18 protein-coding genes are annotated in these 19025 nt (G+C 71.9%); 14 read left to right on the forward strand and 4 right to left on the reverse strand.

Features of this window, described 5'->3' with window-relative positions; all coding sequences use genetic code 11:
- Window positions 1–320 precede the first annotated feature (320 nt).
- Window positions 321–1334 carry a tRNA pseudouridine(13) synthase TruD gene (truD, locus tag ACG04Q_RS02005; protein WP_394509137.1) on the forward strand — a complete coding sequence of 338 codons (1014 nt, stop codon included), beginning with the start codon at window positions 321–323 and terminating at the stop codon, window positions 1332–1334.
- A gap of 8 nt (window positions 1335–1342) precedes the next feature.
- On the opposite strand, the gene ACG04Q_RS02010 is transcribed toward truD, so the two are convergent.
- Entirely contained in the window at window positions 1343–2728 is a 1386-nt protein-coding gene (locus tag ACG04Q_RS02010) for a sensor histidine kinase (protein ID WP_394509138.1), read from the reverse strand.
- Window positions 2729–2867: 139 nt separating this feature from the next.
- The gene (locus ACG04Q_RS02015) at window positions 2868–3530 is read right to left on the reverse strand and encodes a response regulator transcription factor (RefSeq protein ID WP_394509139.1); all 663 of its coding nucleotides are present in this window, start codon (window positions 3528–3530) and stop codon (window positions 2868–2870) included.
- A gap of 106 nt (window positions 3531–3636) precedes the next feature.
- Between ACG04Q_RS02015 and ACG04Q_RS02020 the strand changes: the two genes are divergently transcribed.
- The 8 genes from ACG04Q_RS02020 (at window position 3637) to ACG04Q_RS02055 (ending at window position 12055) form a co-directional block, all read left to right on the forward strand.
- Window positions 3637–4326: a chitinase gene (locus tag ACG04Q_RS02020; RefSeq protein WP_394509140.1), complete on the forward strand. Its 690-nt coding sequence runs from the start codon at window positions 3637–3639 to the stop codon at window positions 4324–4326.
- Window positions 4327–4367: 41 nt separating this feature from the next.
- Window positions 4368–7172 carry a TonB-dependent receptor gene (locus ACG04Q_RS02025; protein WP_394509141.1) on the forward strand — a complete coding sequence of 935 codons (2805 nt, stop codon included), beginning with the start codon at window positions 4368–4370 and terminating at the stop codon, window positions 7170–7172.
- A 203-nt stretch (window positions 7173–7375) separates the two neighbouring features.
- Window positions 7376–8509 carry a DUF5009 domain-containing protein gene (locus ACG04Q_RS02030; RefSeq protein ID WP_394509142.1) on the forward strand — a complete coding sequence of 378 codons (1134 nt, stop codon included), beginning with the start codon at window positions 7376–7378 and terminating at the stop codon, window positions 8507–8509.
- A gap of 16 nt (window positions 8510–8525) precedes the next feature.
- Window positions 8526–9638 (forward strand): lactonase family protein, encoded by a 1113-nt coding sequence (locus ACG04Q_RS02035; RefSeq protein WP_394509143.1) that lies wholly within the window; start codon window positions 8526–8528, stop codon window positions 9636–9638.
- 76 nt (window positions 9639–9714) lie between these two features.
- Window positions 9715–9987, forward strand: coding sequence for a hypothetical protein (locus tag ACG04Q_RS02040; protein WP_394509144.1), 273 nt, complete (start codon window positions 9715–9717; stop codon window positions 9985–9987).
- Between the two features lie 37 nt (window positions 9988–10024).
- Window positions 10025–10489 (forward strand): CreA family protein, encoded by a 465-nt coding sequence (locus ACG04Q_RS02045; protein WP_394509145.1) that lies wholly within the window; start codon window positions 10025–10027, stop codon window positions 10487–10489.
- Complete coding sequence (locus ACG04Q_RS02050; RefSeq protein WP_394509146.1) at window positions 10490–11647, forward strand: GGDEF domain-containing protein; 1158 nt, start codon at window positions 10490–10492, stop codon at window positions 11645–11647.
- Window positions 11648–11860: 213 nt separating this feature from the next.
- Window positions 11861–12055: a hypothetical protein gene (locus ACG04Q_RS02055; protein ID WP_394509147.1), complete on the forward strand. Its 195-nt coding sequence runs from the start codon at window positions 11861–11863 to the stop codon at window positions 12053–12055.
- 59 nt (window positions 12056–12114) lie between these two features.
- On the opposite strand, the gene ACG04Q_RS02060 is transcribed toward ACG04Q_RS02055, so the two are convergent.
- Window positions 12115–12765 carry a response regulator gene (locus tag ACG04Q_RS02060; RefSeq protein ID WP_394509148.1) on the reverse strand — a complete coding sequence of 217 codons (651 nt, stop codon included), beginning with the start codon at window positions 12763–12765 and terminating at the stop codon, window positions 12115–12117.
- A gap of 194 nt (window positions 12766–12959) precedes the next feature.
- Between ACG04Q_RS02060 and ACG04Q_RS02065 the strand changes: the two genes are divergently transcribed.
- From ACG04Q_RS02065 to ACG04Q_RS02080, 4 genes are all read left to right on the forward strand, one after another.
- On the forward strand, window positions 12960–13283 hold the full coding sequence (locus ACG04Q_RS02065) for a BON domain-containing protein (RefSeq protein ID WP_394509149.1): 324 nt from the start codon (window positions 12960–12962) through the stop codon (window positions 13281–13283).
- Between the two features lie 171 nt (window positions 13284–13454).
- Entirely contained in the window at window positions 13455–13868 is a 414-nt protein-coding gene (locus ACG04Q_RS02070; RefSeq protein ID WP_394509150.1) for a response regulator transcription factor, read from the forward strand.
- A complete protein-coding gene (locus ACG04Q_RS02075; protein ID WP_394509151.1) occupies window positions 13831–15279 on the forward strand; it encodes a CHASE3 domain-containing protein in 1449 nt (482 codons plus the stop codon). The genes ACG04Q_RS02070 and ACG04Q_RS02075 overlap by 38 nt, the downstream gene beginning before the upstream one ends.
- A gap of 114 nt (window positions 15280–15393) precedes the next feature.
- Window positions 15394–15765, forward strand: a complete 372-nt coding sequence (locus ACG04Q_RS02080) for a hypothetical protein (protein WP_394509152.1) — start codon at window positions 15394–15396, stop codon at window positions 15763–15765.
- Window positions 15766–15785: 20 nt separating this feature from the next.
- Here ACG04Q_RS02080 and ACG04Q_RS02085 read toward each other — a convergent pair whose 3' ends face one another.
- Entirely contained in the window at window positions 15786–18287 is a 2502-nt protein-coding gene (locus ACG04Q_RS02085; RefSeq protein WP_394509153.1) for an EAL domain-containing protein, read from the reverse strand.
- Between the two features lie 160 nt (window positions 18288–18447).
- Here ACG04Q_RS02085 and ACG04Q_RS02090 point away from each other — a divergent pair, with 160 nt between their 5' ends.
- Window positions 18448–18870 (forward strand): hypothetical protein, encoded by a 423-nt coding sequence (locus tag ACG04Q_RS02090; protein ID WP_394509154.1) that lies wholly within the window; start codon window positions 18448–18450, stop codon window positions 18868–18870.
- Window positions 18871–19025: the final 155 nt, after the last annotated feature.

A 19025-nucleotide genomic window follows, 5' to 3' on the forward strand; every position in this document is an offset into this window, starting at 1 on the left:
GCGCCCCAGCCGCGAGCCCAGGAGCAGCCATTCGCAGTTGACCGCTTCTGGCCGAAAGCAGTCCGCCGCCACTAGCTCGCGAGACCCTCACCCGCCATGACGCGCGTCGGTCCCCCCTGCGCAGCCGATGGCTGCAGGGCTCGGCTGCGATGGACGGTCAGACCTGCCCCCAAGGCCCGGCAGCGGCACTCGGCGGCGCGGACCGTCGCCTCCGTGGACGCCCTCTCCGGCCCGCACCCGGGGGAGAATCCCAGGCTGCCCCGCTACCCCGCCGACCGGCCGGAGATCCTCTCCCTCGGCACGGCTGGTACCGCCCCCTCATGACCGACACCCACTACACAACCCTGCCACTCTGGCCCAACGCTTATCCGGCCAGCGGCGCCACCGCCACGCTGAAAAGCCTCAACGAGGATTTCATCGTGACCGAGCTGCCGCTGCAGCTGCCCTCGGGGGCGGGCGAACACGTCTGGCTGGATGTCGAGAAGAACGGTGCCAACACCGCCTTCGTCGCGCAGCAGCTGGCCGCGGCCGCCGGCGTGCAGGACTTCGACGTCGGCTATGCCGGCCTGAAGGACCGCTACGCCGTCACGCGGCAGTGGTTCAGCATCTATCTACCCAAGGGCGAGACGCCCGACCTGACCCAGCTGCAGCACTCGGAATTCAAGGTGCTGAGCCAGAGCCGCCACGTGAAGAAGCTGCGCCCCGGCGATCTGCAGGGCAACGCCTTTCGCGTCGTGCTGCGTGATGTGACGGGCGACCGCGACGCCATCGAGGCCAACCTGCGGGCCGTGGCGTCACAGGGCGTGCCCAACTACTTCGGCGCCCAGCGCTTCGGCTTGGACGGCGGCAACGTCGAGCTGGGCCGCGCCATGCTGGCGCGCGAGATCCGCGTGCGCAACCCGAAGAAGAAGGGCCTCTACCTGTCGGCGGTGCGCTCCTTCGTCTTCAACGAGGTGCTGGCGCTGCGCATCCAGCAGGGGCTGTGGGGCCAGACGCTGCCCGGCGACGTGATGGACGAGGCCGGCCGGCCCACCGGGCCGCTGTGGGGCCGCGGCCGCGTGAGCACCAGTGATGCGGCGCAGGCGCTGGAGATGGGCGTGGCCGAGCGCCACGCCACCTTGTGCGACGGCATGGAGCACGCCGGGCTGGACCAGGAGCGCCGCGCGCTGGTGGCGAGCCCGGCGGACCTGTCCTGGGCCTGGCCGCAGGCCGATCAACTGGTGCTCACGTTCTCGCTGCCCGCCGGCAATTACGCGACGTCGGTGCTGAACGAGATCCTGCGCACGACGGAGCCTGAGCGGCACACGGAGAGCGAGCCCGCAGCCGCCGACTGACGGCAGCCTCAGCCCCGCGCCGCTGGAAAGCTGACGCTCACCGTCAGCCCCCGCCCGCCCGGGCCGTCCAGCAGCTCGACGCCGGCGCCATGCTGCGCGGCGGCGCGCTCGACGATGGTCAGCCCCAGGCCGCTGCCGTGGCATTGCTGGTCTGCGGCCAGGCGCACGAAGCGTTCGAACACGCGCTCGCGCAGCTCGGGCGGGATGCCGGGGCCTTCGTCGCTGCAGGTCAGCTGGACCCGCTCGCCGTCCTCCGCGAGCGTGACGGTGACATGGCCGCCGGCCGGGGAGTACTTGATGGCGTTGTCGACGAGGTTGTCGATGAGGCTGCACAGTGACTCGCGGTTCAGCCACATCGTGATCTCCTCGGGCGCCTCCAGCGCCAGCTCCACGCCGCGCCGCACGGCCAGGCCGCCGGCCAGCGCGATGCGTTCGCGCACCAGGTCCACGAGGTCGTGCCGGGCCTTGCTGAGGTCCAGCGCGTCGGCGCCCGAGCGCGCCAGCGCCAGCAGCTGGTGCACCGTGTGCGTGGCGCGCTGCACGCCCAGGCGCAGCCGCTCCCGGGCTTCGTCGCGGGCGCGCGGGTCGGCCTGGTCCAGCCCCTCGGCGCTGAGCTGGATGACGGCCAGCGGCGTCTTCAGCTCGTGGGCCGCGTCGGCCAGGAACTCATGCTCGCGGTCCAGCCGCTGCTGCAGCCGCGCCATCAGCGAGTTGACGGCGTTGACCAGCGGCGCCAGCTCCACGTAGCGCGTGGCGGGCAGCGGCGTGAGGTCTTGCGCCGAGCGCGCCGAGATCTGCGCGCCGATGCGCTGCAGCGGCGCGAAGCCCAGGCGGAACAGCAGCCACAGCGGCAACGCCAGCAGCGGCAGGCCGTACAGCAGCGGCCGCGCGTAGTAGCTCAGGCCGGCGAGGCTGAAGTGCCAGTCGCCGGGGCGCTCCTGCCAGCGCCGCACGACCAGCTCGCGCGGCGCGTCGCTGACCTCGGTGTAGAGCCAGCGCTCGTCCTGCCCCGGCACGCTCTCCTGCGGCAGCACGCGGTCGCGGCCGCTGAGGTCGGGCCTGAGCTCGGCCAGCACGACGTCGCGCCGCAGCACCTGCAGCAGCCGGAACGGCGTGCGGTGGCCCTTGAGCCGCCACTCGCGCTCGCGCATGCCCTCCAGCGCCTGCAGCGCCTGGGCCAGCGCGGCGGCGTCGGCATGCGTGTCGCGTGCGCGCTCCAGCGCCAGCTCGGCCCACAGCATGTTCTCGGCCTGGCCGTTCTTCACCTGCAGCACGCGGATGTCGATGAGCTCGCGCGCGACGAGGAACAGCCAGCACAGGAACAGCACCGCGAACACGGCGCCCAGGCTGCGGCGGAACAGCGAGCGCGGCGCGGCGTTGGCGTTTACCGTCATTGCGGAAACGCTGGTGCATTACGGGCCGAGCGCCGGGCCGCCCCAAGCCGGCCCGCGAGGGCGATGTGCTTGCGACTCGATGTCGCAAGCATCGCCGTCCCCTCGGGGGACCGGCCAAGGTACGCCTTGGACGAGGGGCTCATCCGCCCCGCTCGACGAGGTAGCCCACGCCGCGCACGGTGCGGATGTAGCCCTCGCCGATCTTGCGGCGCAGGTTGGAGATGTGCACGTCCAGGCTGCGGCCGTCCATCTGGCTGGGCGAGCGGCTTTCCAGCTGGCGCCGTGTGACGACGCGGTCGGGCAGCTTGATCAGCGTCAGCAGCAGACAGAACTCGGTGCGCGACAGCGGCACGCGCTCGGTGCCGCGGCGCACCTCCATGCGGGGCTCGTCGAGGATGAGGTCGCGAAGCTGCCACTCGGCCTGCTGCGGTTCGCCGTCGACCTGGCTGCGGCGGGCCACGGCGCGCAGCCGCGCCAGCAGCTCGGAGCCGGCGAAGGGCTTGACGAGGTAGTCGTCGGCGCCGCCGTCCAGGCCGTCCAGCCGGTCCTCGATGGCGTCGCGCGCGGTGATGACCAGCAGCGGCAGCTTGCGGTGGTTGCGGCGCAGCGTGCGCAGCAGCTCCATGCCGTCGCCGTCGGGCAGGCCCAGGTCCATGACGACGGCGTCGAACCCGCCCTCGGCGATCCACAGCCGTGCATCGGCGATGCGGCGCAGCCACATGACCTCGTGGTCGGCGTTCTGCAGCAGGGCCTGCAACGAGCGGCCCAGTTCCAGATCGTCTTCGAGGAGGCAGATGCGCATGGCCGGAACTCTAGCCGCGGGCGCGTTAAGACGGTCTTAACAAGCCGTTGAAGCAGCGCATAGGCACCCCGGCAGACAGTCGCGGCCACCGCTGAAGTCCCGTCACATGATTGCTGTACTCGCCCGACTGTCGCTCCTGCTGCTGCCGCTGACCGCCACGGCCGCGTCCCCCTTCGTGCCCAGCCGCGCGCAGTTCGACGCGCTGTTCCCGGAGCGCATCGCGTTCTACAGCTACGAGGGTTTCGTCGAGGCCGTGCGCCAGACGCCGGGCTTCGCCGACTGGGGCGACGACGTGCAGCGGCGCCAGGAGATGGCGGCCTTCCTGGGGCAGATCTCGCACGAGTCCGACCAGCTGCGCGCGCAGCGCGAGTACAAGCGCGAGAACTGGGACAAGTACTGCCGCGACGACGCGCGCCTGGGCTGCGCGCCGGGCCAGCAGTACTACGGCCGCGGCCCCATCCAGCTGAGCTGGAACTACCAGTACAAGGCCGCCGGGGACTTCATGGGCATCGACCTGTGGCGCGACCCCGACCGCGTCGCGCGCGACTCCACGGTGGCCTGGCGCACGGCGCTCTGGTACTGGATGACGCAGCCCGGCGAGTCATCCCAGCCCCCGCACGCGGCCATCCGCAGTGGCGCCGGCTTCGGCGCGACGACGCGCGCCATCAACGGCCCGCTGGAGTGCGACAAGCCCGGCAGCCCCGATGCCCGGCGCAAGAACGCGCGCCGCGCCGATTTCTACAGGCACGCCAGCGATCTGCTGGGCGTGCCCCTGCTGCACCCGCTCGGGTGCTGACCCTGCCCCTGCTCGCCCTGTAACCCCGGAGAAAGAGAACCATGAGGAAGCATTCAAGCCCCCGCCCGACGGCCATCGCAGCCGCCGCCATGCTGCTGACCGCACTCCCCGCGCTGGCGCAGGAGGCCCCCAAGAAGAAGACGGAGTCCCTGGAGGCCGTCGTCGTCACCGGCATCCGCGCCAGCATGGAGAAGTCCCTGCAGACCAAGCGCAATGCGGACGCCATCGTCGACGTCATCACCGCCGAAGACGTGGGCAAGCTGCCGGCCACCAACGTTGCCGAGGCGCTGACCACCATCCCCGGCGTCACCATCGACAAGGCCTTCGGCCAGGGCGAGAAGGTGTCCATCCTGGGCACCGACCCGGCGCTCAACCGCACGCTGATCAACGGCCAGACGATCGCGTCGGCCGACTGGTTCATCGCCGACCAGCCCGGCCGCACCTTCAACTACTCGCTGCTGGCGCCGCAGCTGATCAACAAGGTGGAGGTCTACAAGTCGCCCGAGGCCTGGCTGGACGAAGGCTCCATCGGCGGCACGGTGAACATCTCCACCCGCAAGCCGCTGGACCAGAAGGCGCTCACGCTGGCGGGCTCGGTGGGCTACCTCTACAACGACCGCATCGGCAAGGGCAAGCCCACGGTGGCCGGCCTGGTCGGCTGGCGCAACGCCGCCAAGACCTTCGGCGTCATCTTCTCGGCGCAGCGTTCGGAGGAAGGCATCCGCCGCGACGGCGTGGAGTCGTACGGCACCGTCAAGGGCAGCGACTACATCAACGGCAGCGGCGGCGGCGGCTCCATCAACAACCTGCCGACCGACTGGTCCGTCCCCGCCAACCCGGACGGCAGCCAGCCGAAGAAGCCGGCCTCGTGCGTGGGCAGCTGCGCCACCACGCTGCTGGCCAACCCGACCGCCGTGGGCCCCAACTCCATCAGCGCGCACTACTTCGAGCAGACCCGCAAGCGCGACACGCTGTCGCTGTCGCTGCAGGCACGCGCCAACGACAAGCTGGACTTCGAGTTCAATGCGCTGGACGTGAAGGCCGGCTACGACAACCGCAGCCACTCGATGTTCGCCTTCCAGGGCAATGCCTGGAACGGCCTCATGAAGATGACCGACCTGGCGGTGGACGGCGGCGTCATCACCAAGGGCACGTTCAAGAACGCGCTGATGGTGTACGACCTGATCGACCGCAAGGCGACGGTGGACACGACGGCCTACGACCTCAAGGGCAACTACAAGGACGACCGCTGGTTCGCGTCCTTCCACGCCGGCGCCTCCAAGGCGACCGGCGGCACCAAGCTGCAGGTCTACGGCGAGTTCCTGAACTGGTCCGACTACAGCTACGACATCAGCAGCGGCACGCCCCGGTTGAGCATCACCGGCGTGAACCCGCTGAAGGACCCGAACGCCTTCCAGATCGACGGCGGCTGGGGCTCGGATCCCACCAAGAAGGCAACCTGGAACCCCGGCTGGGGCGGCAACATCGTCTTCAAGCCGACGGTGGACAAGGAAGAGTTCATGCAGGTGGACGGCGGCCTGAAGTTCGACGGCCCCATCTACCAGCTGCGCTTCGGCATCAAGCACCGCGAGCACAACACCACGCAGACGATGGGCGGCGTGTCGCTGGCCTCCGTGACCGGCTATGGCGATGCCAAGGCCAGCAAGTTCTCGCCGCAGCCGCTGCCGGGCAACTACCTCAGCGGCTTCGGCAACGTCGGCGACCTGAGCAACCGCTACACCATCGACGGTGAGGCGCTGGCCGGCTACATCACCAGCGGCAAGTGGCTGGCCCCGTGGCAGACCATGCCGCAGCCCGCCACGTTCAACGACCCGTCCTTCGTGGCCAACACCTGGTCGGTGAAGGAAGTGGTGGACGCCGCCTACGTGCAGGCCGACTACGCCCTCGACGCGCTGCGCGGCAACTTCGGCGTGCGCGTGGTGGACACCACGTCCAACAGCGGCGGCTGGGCCTGCACGGTCTCCACGGGGCAGGCCTGCCCGGCCGACAAGTACGTCGCGACCAACGTCACGAAGAACTACAAGAACATCCTGCCCAACCTGAACGTCGCCTATGAGCTGAACGGCAACCTGATCCTGCGCGCCTCGGCCGCCAAGGTCATGTCACGCCCGAACTATGGCGACATGTCCAGCTACCTGTGGATCGGCGACCAGACCAAGACCGGCGGCGGCGGCAACCCCGACCTCAAGCCCTACAAGTCCACCAACCTCGACTTCTCGGCCGAGTGGTACTTCGCCAGGAACGCCATCCTGGCCGGCACCATCTTCAACAAGAAGGTCACCGACTACGTGCTCGTCACGACCAAGCCGGAAACGCACTTCAACCAGTTCGAACGCCAGAACACCACCTACGCCGTCTCGCGCCCGAACAACGCCGGCAGCGCCACCATCAAGGGGGCGAGCCTGGCCCTGCAGGCCAACGTCGGCTGGGGCTTCGGCGCGCTGACGACCTACACGTTCTCGGACGCCTCCACCAGCCAGGCCGGCTCGCACCTGCCGTTCAACTCCAAGCACCAGGTCAGCCTGAGCCCGTTCTACGAGAGCGACCGCTTCAGCGCCCGCGTGACGTACACCTACCGCTCCAAGTACTACACGCAGGCCGACCGCGGCAACTTCCTGGTCACCGACGGCAGCAAGGACCTGGCCGCCAGCGCCAACGTGAAGCTGACCGACCAGCTCAGCCTCGGCCTGGACGCGATGAACCTGCTGGACAGCGAGTACCGCAACTACGCGGACGTGGCGGGCATTGCCAAGACCGAGTTGCTGACCCGCGGCATCTACCGCACCGGCAAGCGCTACCAGGCCGTGCTGCGGTACAGCTACTGACCCGTCGCTCCGTCTCGCCGTGCCGGGCGCTGGCGAGCCTGACCGGTCTGGCACACCGCGTTGCGGCCAGCACCGCCCGCCTCGGGCACGGCGCGCGGCCCGCGACACGGGATCGACAACGTTCCTCGCTGTGGCGGCTGCTTCCGCCGCACGTTGGGCGGCCCTCCCCGGGGTCGCCCTTTTTTGCCTTGTAATCGCGCCCCATGACTGCAAGCGCCCCTGCATCGCCCCGCCTCGGTGGCATCGACCTGCTGCGCGGCCTCACCGTGGCCGTGATGATCCTCGTCAACGAATGGGCTGGCGTGGCCGGCCTGCCCGCGTGGATGAAGCACATGCCGGCCGACGCCGACGCGATGAGCTTCGTGGACATGGTGTTCCCGGCCTTCCTGTTCATCGTCGGCCTGTCGCTGCCCATGGCGCTGCAGGCCCGGCTGGACGCCGCCGGCCGCCGCGGCGCGCTGCAGCACGTGGCCGAGCGCACGGCCGCCCTCGTCGTGGCGGGGCTGTTCATGGTGAATGCCGAGATGGCGCCGGCCGGCTTCAACGCGGCCGGCTGGCTGCTGGCTGCCTTTGCCGCCATCTTTCTGATGTGGGGCAGCGTGCGCGGCGGGCCGCCGCTGCCCTGGCCGTGGCGGCTGGCGGGCCTCGCGCTGCTGGGCGCGTGCAACGGCTACTACCCCGGCGGCATGGCCGTGCACTGGTGGGGCATCCTGGGCCTGATCGGCTGGGCCTACGGGCTGGCGGCGCTGCTGTTCGTGCTGGCCGGGCGCGACGCGCGGCTGCCGCTGGCGCTGGCGGGCCTGGCCGGCTGCGTGGCCTGGCACGCCTGGGCGGCGCCGCTGCTCGGCGGCGGCGCGCACGCCACGCACACGGCGCTGGTGCTGGCCGGCCTGGCCACCGCCGTGCTGCTGCACGACCCGCAGCACATACTCGCGCCCGACCGCGCCACCCGCGCCGCGCTGCTGCTGGCGTTCGTGCTGCTGGCCGTGGGCTTCAGCCTGCGGCCCCACTTCCCGCTGTCCAAGATCCTCGCCACCCCCAGCTGGGGCCTGGTGTGTGCCGGCGCCACGCTGCTGCTCTACCTGCTGCTGCGCCCGCTGGCCGAGGCCGCCCCCGGCCGCGCCGCGATGGCGCTGCTCGGCGACGCCGCCCGCCACCCGCTGCTGGCCTACCTGCTGCCCTACGTCATCGGTGCGCTGCTGGCGCTGGCCGGCTGGCAATGGCCCGACTCGCTGGGTGTCGGCACGGCGGGACTGACTCGCGGCGTGTTGTTCCTGGCCGTCGTGCTCGTGCTGCTGCGGCTGTTGCTGCGCCTGGGCGTGCGGCTCAAACTCTGAAGCACCAGGACCTGCGATGCTGCGCCGCCACCTGCTCACCCTGCCTGCCCTGCCCCTGATGCCCGCCCTCGCCACCACGCCCTCCCCGCGCTTCCTGCACGTCGGCACCTACGCGCCGGCGGGCTTGGGGATCTACAGCTTCGCCATCGCCGCCGACGGCGGCCTGAAGCCGCTGGGCGTCACGCCCAACGCCGGCAGCCCCAGCTGGCTGGTGGCACACGCCGGCCGCGTCTATGCCGCCGAGGAAGGCGCCCACCATGTGGCCGTCTACACACAGGACGATGCCGGCGCGCTCGCGCTGCTGCAGCGCCAGCCCAGCGGCGGACAGGGGCCCTGCCAGCTGTCGCTGGCCGCCGGCCGCGTGTGGGTGGCGCATTACGGCGACGCCCGCTTCGCGGCGCTGCCGCTGCAGGCCGACGGCCGGCTGGGGCCCGCCGACAGCTGGCCCAGCTGCGCCGGCCCCGACTGCCGCCCCGGCCCCACGCGCGCCGCCAAGGCGCCGCCCGGCAGCCAGTCCCACAGCGGCCATGACGCGCCGCACGCGCACATGATCCAGGCCAGCCCCGACGGCCGCTGGCTGCTCGGCACCGACCTGGGCCGCGACCGCCTGCTCGTCTGGCCGCTGACCGACACCACGCCCGGCGCGCCGGCGCACGAGCTGGCGCTGAGCCCCGGCTCCGGGCCGCGCCACTTCGCCTTCCACCCGCAGGACGCCGCCCTCGTCTACGTGCTGCAGGAGGAGTCATCCACGCTGTCCACCGTCGAGCTGCGCGCCGACGGCCCGCGGCTGCTGGACGAGATCTCCGTGCTGCCCGAGGGCTTCGCCGGTACCAGCTTCGCGTCCGACCTGCTGCTGGCGCCCGGCGGCCGCCACCTGTACGCGCTGAACCGCCTGCACGACAGCCTGGCCGTGCTGTCGCTGGCCCAGCCGCGCCGCCCGCGGCTGCTGGACCACCACTGGGTGCACGGCAGCTTCCCGCGCAGCGCGGGCATCGCGGGCCAGCACCTGTACGTGTGCAACCAGCGCAGCGACCAGCTCAGCCACTTCAACCTCGGCCACCCCGAGTCGCCCCGCTTCACGGGCCGGCAGACGGGCGTGCCCAGCCCGGCGGGAGCTTGCGCGCTCTAGTTCCGCAGCCCCATGGACGCTGCTTGTTGGCATAGTCCTGCAGGCCATCAACATCGCCCACGTCTGCCGCCCCGCCATGGAATCCGTCCTGCTGATCGTGCTCGCCGCTGTCTTCGGCTATCTGGCCCACGACGCGTGGCAGCTGTCGGTCGATGCGGGCGACGTGCCCTACGAGGTGCTGTCAGGAGAATCGCCGGACCACACCGCCGGCATCCCCAGGGCCGAACTGAACGAGCGCAAGCGTCAGCTGCTGCAGAGCGGCGAGCGCAACTTCCGCGGCGCACATTGGTTTTGGCTGCTCGCCATGGCGGTGTGCCTGGGGAGCGCCGTCTGGCGCTGGCTGGCGTGAACCCGAACGGGCATCAACGCGCCGTAGACTGCCCGGCATGAAGCACGCCGCCCTCCTGCTGCTCGCCATCACGGCGCTGGCCCGCGCCGAGCCCATCGGCTCGGTCGACACCGCGTTCAAGCTCATCGGCCCCGATCACAAGATCGTCGTCGACGCCTACGACGACCCCAAGGTCGGCGGCGTCACCTGCTATGTGTCGCGCGCCAAGACCGGCGGCATCAGCGGCGCCATCGGGCTGGCCGAGGACAAGGCCGAAGCGTCCATCGCCTGCCGGCAGGTGGGCCCCATCGCCATCGGCCAGCCGCTGCCGCGCCAGGAAGAGGTGTTCAACGAGCGCATCTCGCTGGTGTTCAAGAAGCTGCGCATCGTCCGCATGGTGGACGCGCAGCGCAACACGCTGATCTACCTGACCTACTCCGACCGCCTCATCGACGGCTCGCCCAAGAACAGCGTGACCGCAGTGCCCGTCGCGCGCGACACCCCGATTCCCGTCAAGAAGTAAATGAGCTTCACCGACGCCCTGTTCGCGCTGATGCCCATGCAGGCGCTGGCCGCGGCGCTGGTGCTCATCACGCTCATTGGCTGGCGCGACGCCAACCCCGGCGGGCGCTGGGCGCAGGTGGGCATGGCGGCGCTGGCGCTGGGTCTGGCGCTGGCCAGCCCCGCGCTGCAGGCTGGAGCCACGCCGCCGCATGCGCTCGTCAGCGCCGGCGCGGCCCTGGTCAGTCTGGGCCTGTCGGCGCTGTGGTGGGCCTGCTGCCTGTGGCTGACGCCGCGACCCGGCCGCTGGTTGATGGCCGCGGCGCCCGCCGTGCTGGCGGGGGGCCACGCGCTGCTCTGGGCGCAGCACGACCGTGCCCAGACGCTGGCCGACATCGTTCTCGCCGCCCAGCTCATCTGGCTGGGCGTGGCGCTGACGCTGCCCGAGCGCGGCAACGTGCTGCAGGGCCTGAACAGCCGCCGCTGGCGACTGCTGGGCCTGACGGCCGTGCTGCCGCTGCTGACCGCCATGCTGGCCCGCGCCACGGCCACGCTGCTGGGCGACACCGCCCCCTGGCCCGACCTGCTGCTGGCCGTCGCCGGGCAACTCGCGCTGCTGCTGGCGCTGCCCATGCTGCTGCTGGCCTGGCGCGGCCAGACCGAGGCCGAGCTGGCCCGGCTGACGCAGACCGACGGCCTCACCGGCCTGGCCGACCGCACGGCGTTCGCCAAGCGCTCCGTCGAGCTGATCTCCATGGCCCGCCGCTTCGACGAACCGCTGGCCCTGGTGCTGCTGGACCTGGACGACGTCGCCACGCTGCGCGACGAGCGCGGCGCCGACTTCGCCGACCGCGCGCTGGCGCTGTTCGCCAGCTGCGTGCAGGCGCAGATGCGGCTGGGCGACCTGGCCGGCCGACTGGGCGGCGAGCAGTTCGGCGTGCTGATGGCCCGCTGCCTGCCCGAGGGCCCGCAGGCGCTGGACCAGCGGCTGCGCGCCGCGCTGGCCGAACGTGCGCCGGCCGAGCTGGGGCTGCCGCTGTCCTTCAGCGCCGGCTGGGGCAAGCTGCGCCCCGGCGACCGCGGCGTGGCCGACCTGCAGCGCCGCGCCGAGACGGCACTCTACGAAGCCCAGCGCGCCGGCCGCGGCCGGCTGATGGCCGAGCCCGGCGTGCTGGACTGAGGCCCGCCGACCCGGCCGCGCAGCAGGCTCAGGCCCGCCGCGCCGCGCAAGGCCAGGTGCCATGCGGGCATGCGACGCGGATGCGGGCCGACAAGCAGGCGCACCAGCGTGCAGCCTTTGTCGGTCTTCTCCGACACCCCAGGGCGCCAGCGGACTATCCACCGACGGCAACCGGGCGGCGATGCTCGCAACAACATCACCCCGGAGGCGAACATGGCCGATCTCACCACCCCCACCGACCTGCCGATGCACGCCCAGGTGCCCCGCGGCCCGCTGCTGTCAACGCTGACACGCTGGTGGCAGCCGGCCGACGCCGGCGCGTCGGACGCGGTGCTCGGCTACGAGTCCGCCCAGCCGTGGATGCTGGGCGACACGCGCGGCGACGCTGCAGCCCTCCTGCACGACTGAACGACAACGGGCCCCGCGGGGCCCGTTGCTGCGACACACGCCCCCGCGCGGGGCTTTTCTCACTGGATCAGGCCGTTCTTCAGCGCGTAGTAGGTCAGGTCGCTGTTGGTGGCGAGCTTGAGCTTCTCCAGCACACGGGTGCGGTAGGTGCTGACGGTCTTGACGCTCAGGAACAGCGCCTCGGCGATGTGGCCCACGGTCTCGCCCTGCGCCAGCCGCAGGAAGACCTGGAACTCGCGCTCCGACAGCATCTCGTGCAGCGGCTTGTCCGGCGCGCCGTTGGCCGCGTTGCCGCCCACCACGCTGTCGGCCAGCTGCTCGGCCACGGCCGGGCTGATGTAGCGCCGGCCGCGCGACACGAGGCGGATCGCGTTGGCGATCTCGTCGGGGTCGCACTCCTTGTTCAGGTAGCCACTGGCGCCCTGGCGCAGCAGCGTCGTTGCGTAGTGCGCCTCGGGGAAGCCGCTGAGGATGAGCACCGGCAGCTCCGGGAAGCGCGCCTTGATGGCCGCGAGCGCGTCCACGCCGCTCTGGTCCGGCATGGAGATGTCGAGCAGCAGCACGTCCACATCCCCCTTGCGCGCCATGTCCAGTGCCTCGTGGCCGCTGCTGCCTTCGCCGGTGACGCGCAGGTCCACGTGGTCGGACAGGAACTGGCGCAGCCCGGTGCGCACGATGGCGTGGTCGTCAACGATTCCGATGCGGATCATGGTGTGCCTGTCTGTTGGAGGTGATGAGTTCAGCGTAGCAGCCACAACGGCACGGCGGCAGCGGCCGGTGTCCTACAAACATGCCGGAGATGTCTGACAGAGCACCCCGCCGCGGGACTATCCGGCCAGGCGGGCGCTTCTCAGATAGTGAGGCCACGGCCCCAGGGTGGGCCGCCAACCAAAAGGAGCATCCCATGCTGACCAAACCCGTCCTGACCCTGTCCCTCGCCGCTGCCCTCATCGCCACCGTCGGCGCCACCAGCGGCTGCGCCGTTGCCCGCGACCAGCAGACCGCCGGCAGCTACATCGACGACGCCGCACTGACCACCCGCGTCAAGGCCAAGTTCGCCGCCGACCCGACGGTCAGCGCGATGGCCATCAGCGTCGAGACGCTGAAGGGCACCGTGCAGCTGGCGGGCTTCGCGAAGACCTCGCAGGAAAAGGCCATGGCCGAGAAGCTCGCGCGCGAGACGTCCGGCGTCGTGGCGGTGCGCAACGACATCGCCGTCAAGCCTTGAACCCCCGAGGGCGCCGGCGCCTCGGCGCCGGACGAGCCGTCCGCATGCGGCCCGAGTCTGCGGCGCATAGGACAGCTCCTACAACGCGACGCGTTGCCCACGCCGCCCGGACCGGGGCCGAAGCGGTTCATACTTGACCCCATCACGCAAAGAACAGCGCAGCGCCGGGCCATGCCAGCACTCAAAGCCTTCATCGTCGAGGACAGCCCGGTCATCCTCGAAAACCTGGTCGCCACGCTGGAAGAGCTGGCCCAGGTCGAGGTGGTGGGGTCGGTGGCCGACGAGGCCGGCGCGGTGCGCTGGATGAGCCGCGACCCCGACGCCAGCGCCGACCTCTTCATCGTCGACGTCTTCCTGCGCTCCGGCACCGGTCTGGGCGTGCTGCAGGCGGCCCAGAAGCTGGGCGTGCGGGCGCGTCGCGTCGTGCTGACGAACTACGCCACCGAGGAAATGCGCCGCCGCTGCGCCAGCCTGGGGGCGGAGCGGGTGTTCGACAAGAGCCACGAGCTGGACGACCTGATCACCTACTGCGCCGAGCTGGCCGAGCATGTCCCTCCTTCAAGCCCCGCTGCCGCAGCGCGCTGAGCGTCCCGCCGTGCTGCGTCATCTGGACCCCTGGCTTGAAGGAGCCTCGCGCAACCGGGGCTTCGCGGTGCTGTGCGCCGCGCTGGCCGCGGCCGCCGTCATGGGCGTCAGCGAGGCCGCGTTCTGGGGCGCCGACCAGGCACTCGCCCAGTCCCAGGCCCGCCACATCGCGCGCGACGACAGCCTGCGCCTGCGCGAACTGCTCACCAACGCCGAAACCGCCCAGCGCGGCTTCCTGCTGACCGGGCGCGAGGACTACCTGGCCCCCGTGCAGCTGGCCGAGCGCGAGCTGCCCGCCGTGTTGCAGCGCTTGCGCGGCCAGTACGAAAGCTCCGAATGGGCCGCGTTGGTGGCCGACGCCAGCCGCCGCGCCAACGAGAAGCTGTCGGAGCTGCAGCTGGTCGTCAAGCTCTACCGCGAGGGCAACACGCCGGCCTGGCAGGGGCTGGTGGAGTCGGACATCGGCCGCGAGAAGATGCAGGCGGTGCGCGACGCCGTCAGCCAGCTGGACCGCCACGAGCTGGGCCAGATCGCGCTGGAGCGCGAGGCCGTCTACCGCTCGCTGACCTACGGCCGCCTGGGCACGCACGGGCTGACCGTGTTGAGCCTGTTCGGCCTGGCCATCTTCCTGCGCCGCAACGAGGCACTGCACAAGGCGCGGCGCGAGCACGCCACCGAGCTGGCCAGCGAGCGCGACCGGCTGGACCGCGAGGTGGCCCGCCGCACCGCCGAGCTGACCGAGCTGGCCCGCCACCTGCAGACCGTGCGCGAGGACGAGCGTGCGCGGCTGGCCCGCGAGCTGCACGACGAGCTCGGCGCGCTGCTGACCGCTGCCAAGCTGGACGTGGCCCGCGTGCGCCGCATGACCAAGTCCACGCCCGACATCGACGAGCGCCTCAAGCACATGAGCGAGCTGCTGGATCAGGGCATCGCACTGAAGCGCCGCATCATCGAGGACCTGCGGCCGTCGGCGCTGTCCAACCTGGGCCTGATCCCGGCGCTGGAGATCCTGACGCAGGAGTTCTCGCAGCGCTCCGGCCTGCAGCTGACGCTGGAGCTGGCCGACAGCCCCACCGAGGATGCCGACCGGCTGGCGCTGTACCGGCTGGTGCAGGAGGCGCTCACCAACGTGCTGCGCCACGCCAAGGCCAAGCAGGTGCGCGTGTCGCTGGGCGAGGCCGACGGCTGGCTGCAGCTGCAGATCCGCGACGACGGCCAGGGCTTCAACCCCGACGCCGTGGGCGCCGGTCACCACGGGCTGCTGGGCATGCGCTACCGCATCGAAAGCCTGGGCGGCACGCTGCAGCTGCTGTCCGCCCCGGGGCGCGGCACGCTGGTGCTGGCGCGGCTGCCGCGCCGGCCGGAGATGCCGCCACCGGCCACCGCCACCGAGGCCGAGCCGGCGGCCTGACGTCCTACGCCAGCAGCCCGCGGCTGCTGACAATTGCGGACAGCAGCCACCCCCACACTGCCGCCAGGGCCCGCCAATCGCGCGGCGCCATTCAGGCCAGACAAGGAGGGCCGCATGCGATTCCCCATCACCCCGCATTCCGACGGCTGGCACACCCATCTGCACCGCTTCCGCGTGTCGGCCCACGGCGCCGAGCTGCCCACGCCGCCCGAGCGCCGCGGCCTGCACGTGCTGATCGCCATCGCGCTGGTCGGCGGGCTGCTGACCAGCGGCCTGCTGGACGCCGCCGCCGACCCGCGCCCGCTGGACGTGCAGGCCAGCAACGCCATGCGGCGCGCCAGCGACACGCTGCAGCAATGGCAGGCCCAGCTGTCGCGCGGGCTGCAGGTGTCGCTGCGCGCCGTCGCCGATGGCCGCGACCAGCCGGCCGCCAAGCCCGTCAGCAGCCAGGGCGCTGCCAGCGCCACCGTCACCGCCGGCGTCTAGGACGCGGGCGCAGCGGCCGTTCAGACCGCCGCGGCCTCCGGCGCGGCGGCCAGCAACCCGGCCACCGGCTCCGGCCGGTGCAGCAGGAAGCCCTGCACCTCGCCCACGCCCAGGCGCACCAGCTCCAGCAGCACCTCGGGCGTCTCCACGCACTCCGCCACCGTCGTCAGCCCGAGCGTGCGGGCCACGTCGACGAAGCTGCGCACGGCCACCTGGTCCAGCGGGTCGGTCATCAGCGCGCGCACGAACTGGCCGTCGATCTTCAGCAGGTCCACCGGCAGCGCCTTCAGGTAGCTGTACGAGGACGCGCCGGCGCCGAAGTCGTCCAGCGCGATGCGCGCCCCCAGCGCCCGCATCTGCGTGATGAAGCGGGCCGCGTCGGCCATGCGGGTGATGACGGCCGTCTCGGTGATCTCCAGGCACAGCGCCGCGGCGCGCGGGCGCCCCAGCTGCTGCAGCAGCGCGCGTGCCTCCTCGTGGAAGTCCGCATCCTGCAGCGTCAGCGCCGACACGTTGACGGACAGCGACGCGATGTCGGGCCCGCCGTCCTGCTGCAGCAGCGCAACAGCCTGGCGCAGCACCCAGCGGTCGATGCGCGGCGCGATGTGGAAGCGCTCGGCCGCCGGCATGAACGCCCCCGGCAGCACGCGGCTGCCGTCGCGCTCGCGCAGCCGCAGCAGCAGCTCGCCACGCAGCCGACCGTCGTCCTCGGTGCCCTGCGCCGGCAGCACGCGCTGCAGGTCCAGCTCGAAGCGGTCCTCGTCCAGCGCCTGCTGCAGCCGCGTGGCCCAGCGGTGCTCGCTCTGGTGGGCGCGCAGCGTCACGTCGTCGGGCGCCCAGGCCTGCACGCGGCTGCGGCCCTGTTCCTTGGCCAGCATGCAGCAGGCATCGGCCTCGCGCAGCGCGGCTTCGGCGTCGGGCCAGCGGCCGTCCAGCGGCGCCACGCCGATGCTGGCGCCGATGCGAAAACTCTGCCCGCCGGCCTGGAAGCGGTACTGGTCCAGCCCGTCGCACAGCTTCTGCGCGACGAGCAGGCCTTCCTCCAGCGAGCAGTTCTCCAGGATGGCAGCGAACTCGTCGCCACCCAGCCGCGCCACGGTGTCGCGGCCGCGCACGCCGGCCTCCAGCCGCTGCGCCACCTCGCGCAACACGGTGTCGCCGGCCGCATGGCCGCCATGGTCGTTGACGAGCTTGAAGCGGTCCAGGTCGAAGGCCAGCAGCACATGGTGGCTGCCGTCCCGCCTGGCGCGCTCGAAGGTGCGCGCCAGGCGCTGGCCGAACTCGGCGCGGTTGACCAGGCCCGTCAGCACGTCGTGGCTGGCGCGCCAGCGGATCTCGTCGAACTGGCGGCGCTGCTGCGTCACATCGCGGAACACCAGCACGGCGCCCAGCACGCGGCCCGCCTTGCCGCGAATGGGGGCGACGCAATCGTCCACCGCCCGCCGCTCGCCGTCGCGCCCGAGCAGCACGGTGCCGGGTGGCAGCTGCGACGACTGACCGGTGGCCAGGCAGTGCTGCACCGGGTCGAGCGGCGGCTCGTTGCCGTCATCCTCACGGCAGGTCTCGAACACGCGCGCGGCCGGCTGGCCGAGCGCCTCGTCGGCCGGCCAGCCGGTCAGGCGCTGCGCCACCGGGTTCAACCAGGTCACACGGCCCTGCGCATCGGTCGTCAGCACCGCGTCGGCGATGGACTGCAGCGTCACCTCCAGCAGCTCGTGCTGCTCGTCCAGCTGCGCCTGCAGGCGGCGCTCCTCGCTGACGTCCCAGCACACGCCCGACAGTCGCAGCGGCTGGCCGGCAGCATCACGCAGCACGCGACCGGAGCCGCGCAGCACATGGACGCTGCCATCCGGCCAGTCCACGTGCCACTCGCCGTCCAGCGGCGTGCGGCTGCGCAGCGCGTCGCGGTAGGCCGCCAGCGCGGCGCGGCGGTCCTGCCGCTGCAGGCGCCGGCGCCAGCCGGCCGGCGTGATGCGCTGGCCATGCGGCGCCTCGCCGTGCAGCCGCCACATCGCGTCGTCCCAGCTCACCGAGCGGGTGCGCAGGTCCAGGTCCCACACGCCGATGCCACCCCCGTGGGTGGCCAGGTCCAGCCGCTCCAGCGTGCGCTCCAGCTCGGCGCGCACACCGGCAGGCTCAGTCACGTCCTGCATGACGACACCCACACGGCCACCCTCGCCGTCCGGCCCGCCCACCACGCGCAGCACGCGCGGGCCCGCGGCGCCGGCCACGCAGGTCAGCTCCACGTCCCAGGCCAGGCCCTCAGAGGCAGCGCGCGCCAGCGCGGCGTCCAGCATCGCGGCGCCGTCCGGGCCGAAGCGTTCCAGCAGCGCGGCCAGTGTCGGCACGCGGCCGGCCGGCAGGCCCAGCAGATCGCAGGCCGAGTCCGACAGCACCAGCGCCCCCGTGTCGGCCTGCCATTCCCACGCGCCGACGCCGGCGAGCCGGCTGCAGCGCTCCAGGAAACGGGCGTTCTGTGCCAGGGCCTGCTGCACGACGGCGGCGGGCGAGGTGTCGGTCATCGGGCATGCTCCAGGGCGGGGACGGCAAGCTTGATGCCGACCTCCCGCCGCCCCTGTAGGACAAGGCCTTGTCTGCCCTTTGTTACAGCGTTGGCGCCAACCGTGGGGGGTGCCATCGCGTTCAATGCGCACCCGCGGCTGCCGCCGCCAAGGAGCCCGAATGATCCGCATCCCCCCTTCCCTGACCCGCTGGCTGGCCCCGGCCCTGCTGAGCCTGCCCGCACTGTCCGCGCAAGCGGGCGACGTCGGCGTGTCCATCGGCTTCAGCCAGCCCGGCGTCTACGGCCGCGTGGACATCGGCCGCTACCCGCAGCCCGTGCTGGTGGCGCCGCAGCCGGTGTACGTCGGCCGGCCCGTCTACCGCGAGCCCGTCTACCTGTGGGTACCGCCGGCCCACCGCCACGACTGGCGACGCCATTGCGGCCACTACGGCGCCTGCGGCGCGCCGGTCTACTTCGTGCAGGACGGCTGGTACCGCCAGCACGTCGTCGTGCGGCGCGACGACGGCTGGCACCGCGAGGAGCGGCACCGGCACCACCATCATCACCACCACCACGACCGCGGCCACGGTCATCGCGACTGAGCGGCGATCGGGCGCAAAACCCCGCGTCGGCCACGCAGTTCCGCCCATCACGCCGGCGCCCGGCGGCCTACAGTCAGGCTGACCCTGACCGTTGTGCCGCCTGAGCGCGGCTGGCCCGGATGCCTGACGCCGTTTCCTTCCCTCCGCCCCCGCTG

Origin of the sequence: Pelomonas lactea, assembly GCF_043555885.1 — a bacterium.
Lineage (GTDB): Bacteria > Pseudomonadota > Gammaproteobacteria > Burkholderiales > Burkholderiaceae_C > Pelomonas > Pelomonas lactea.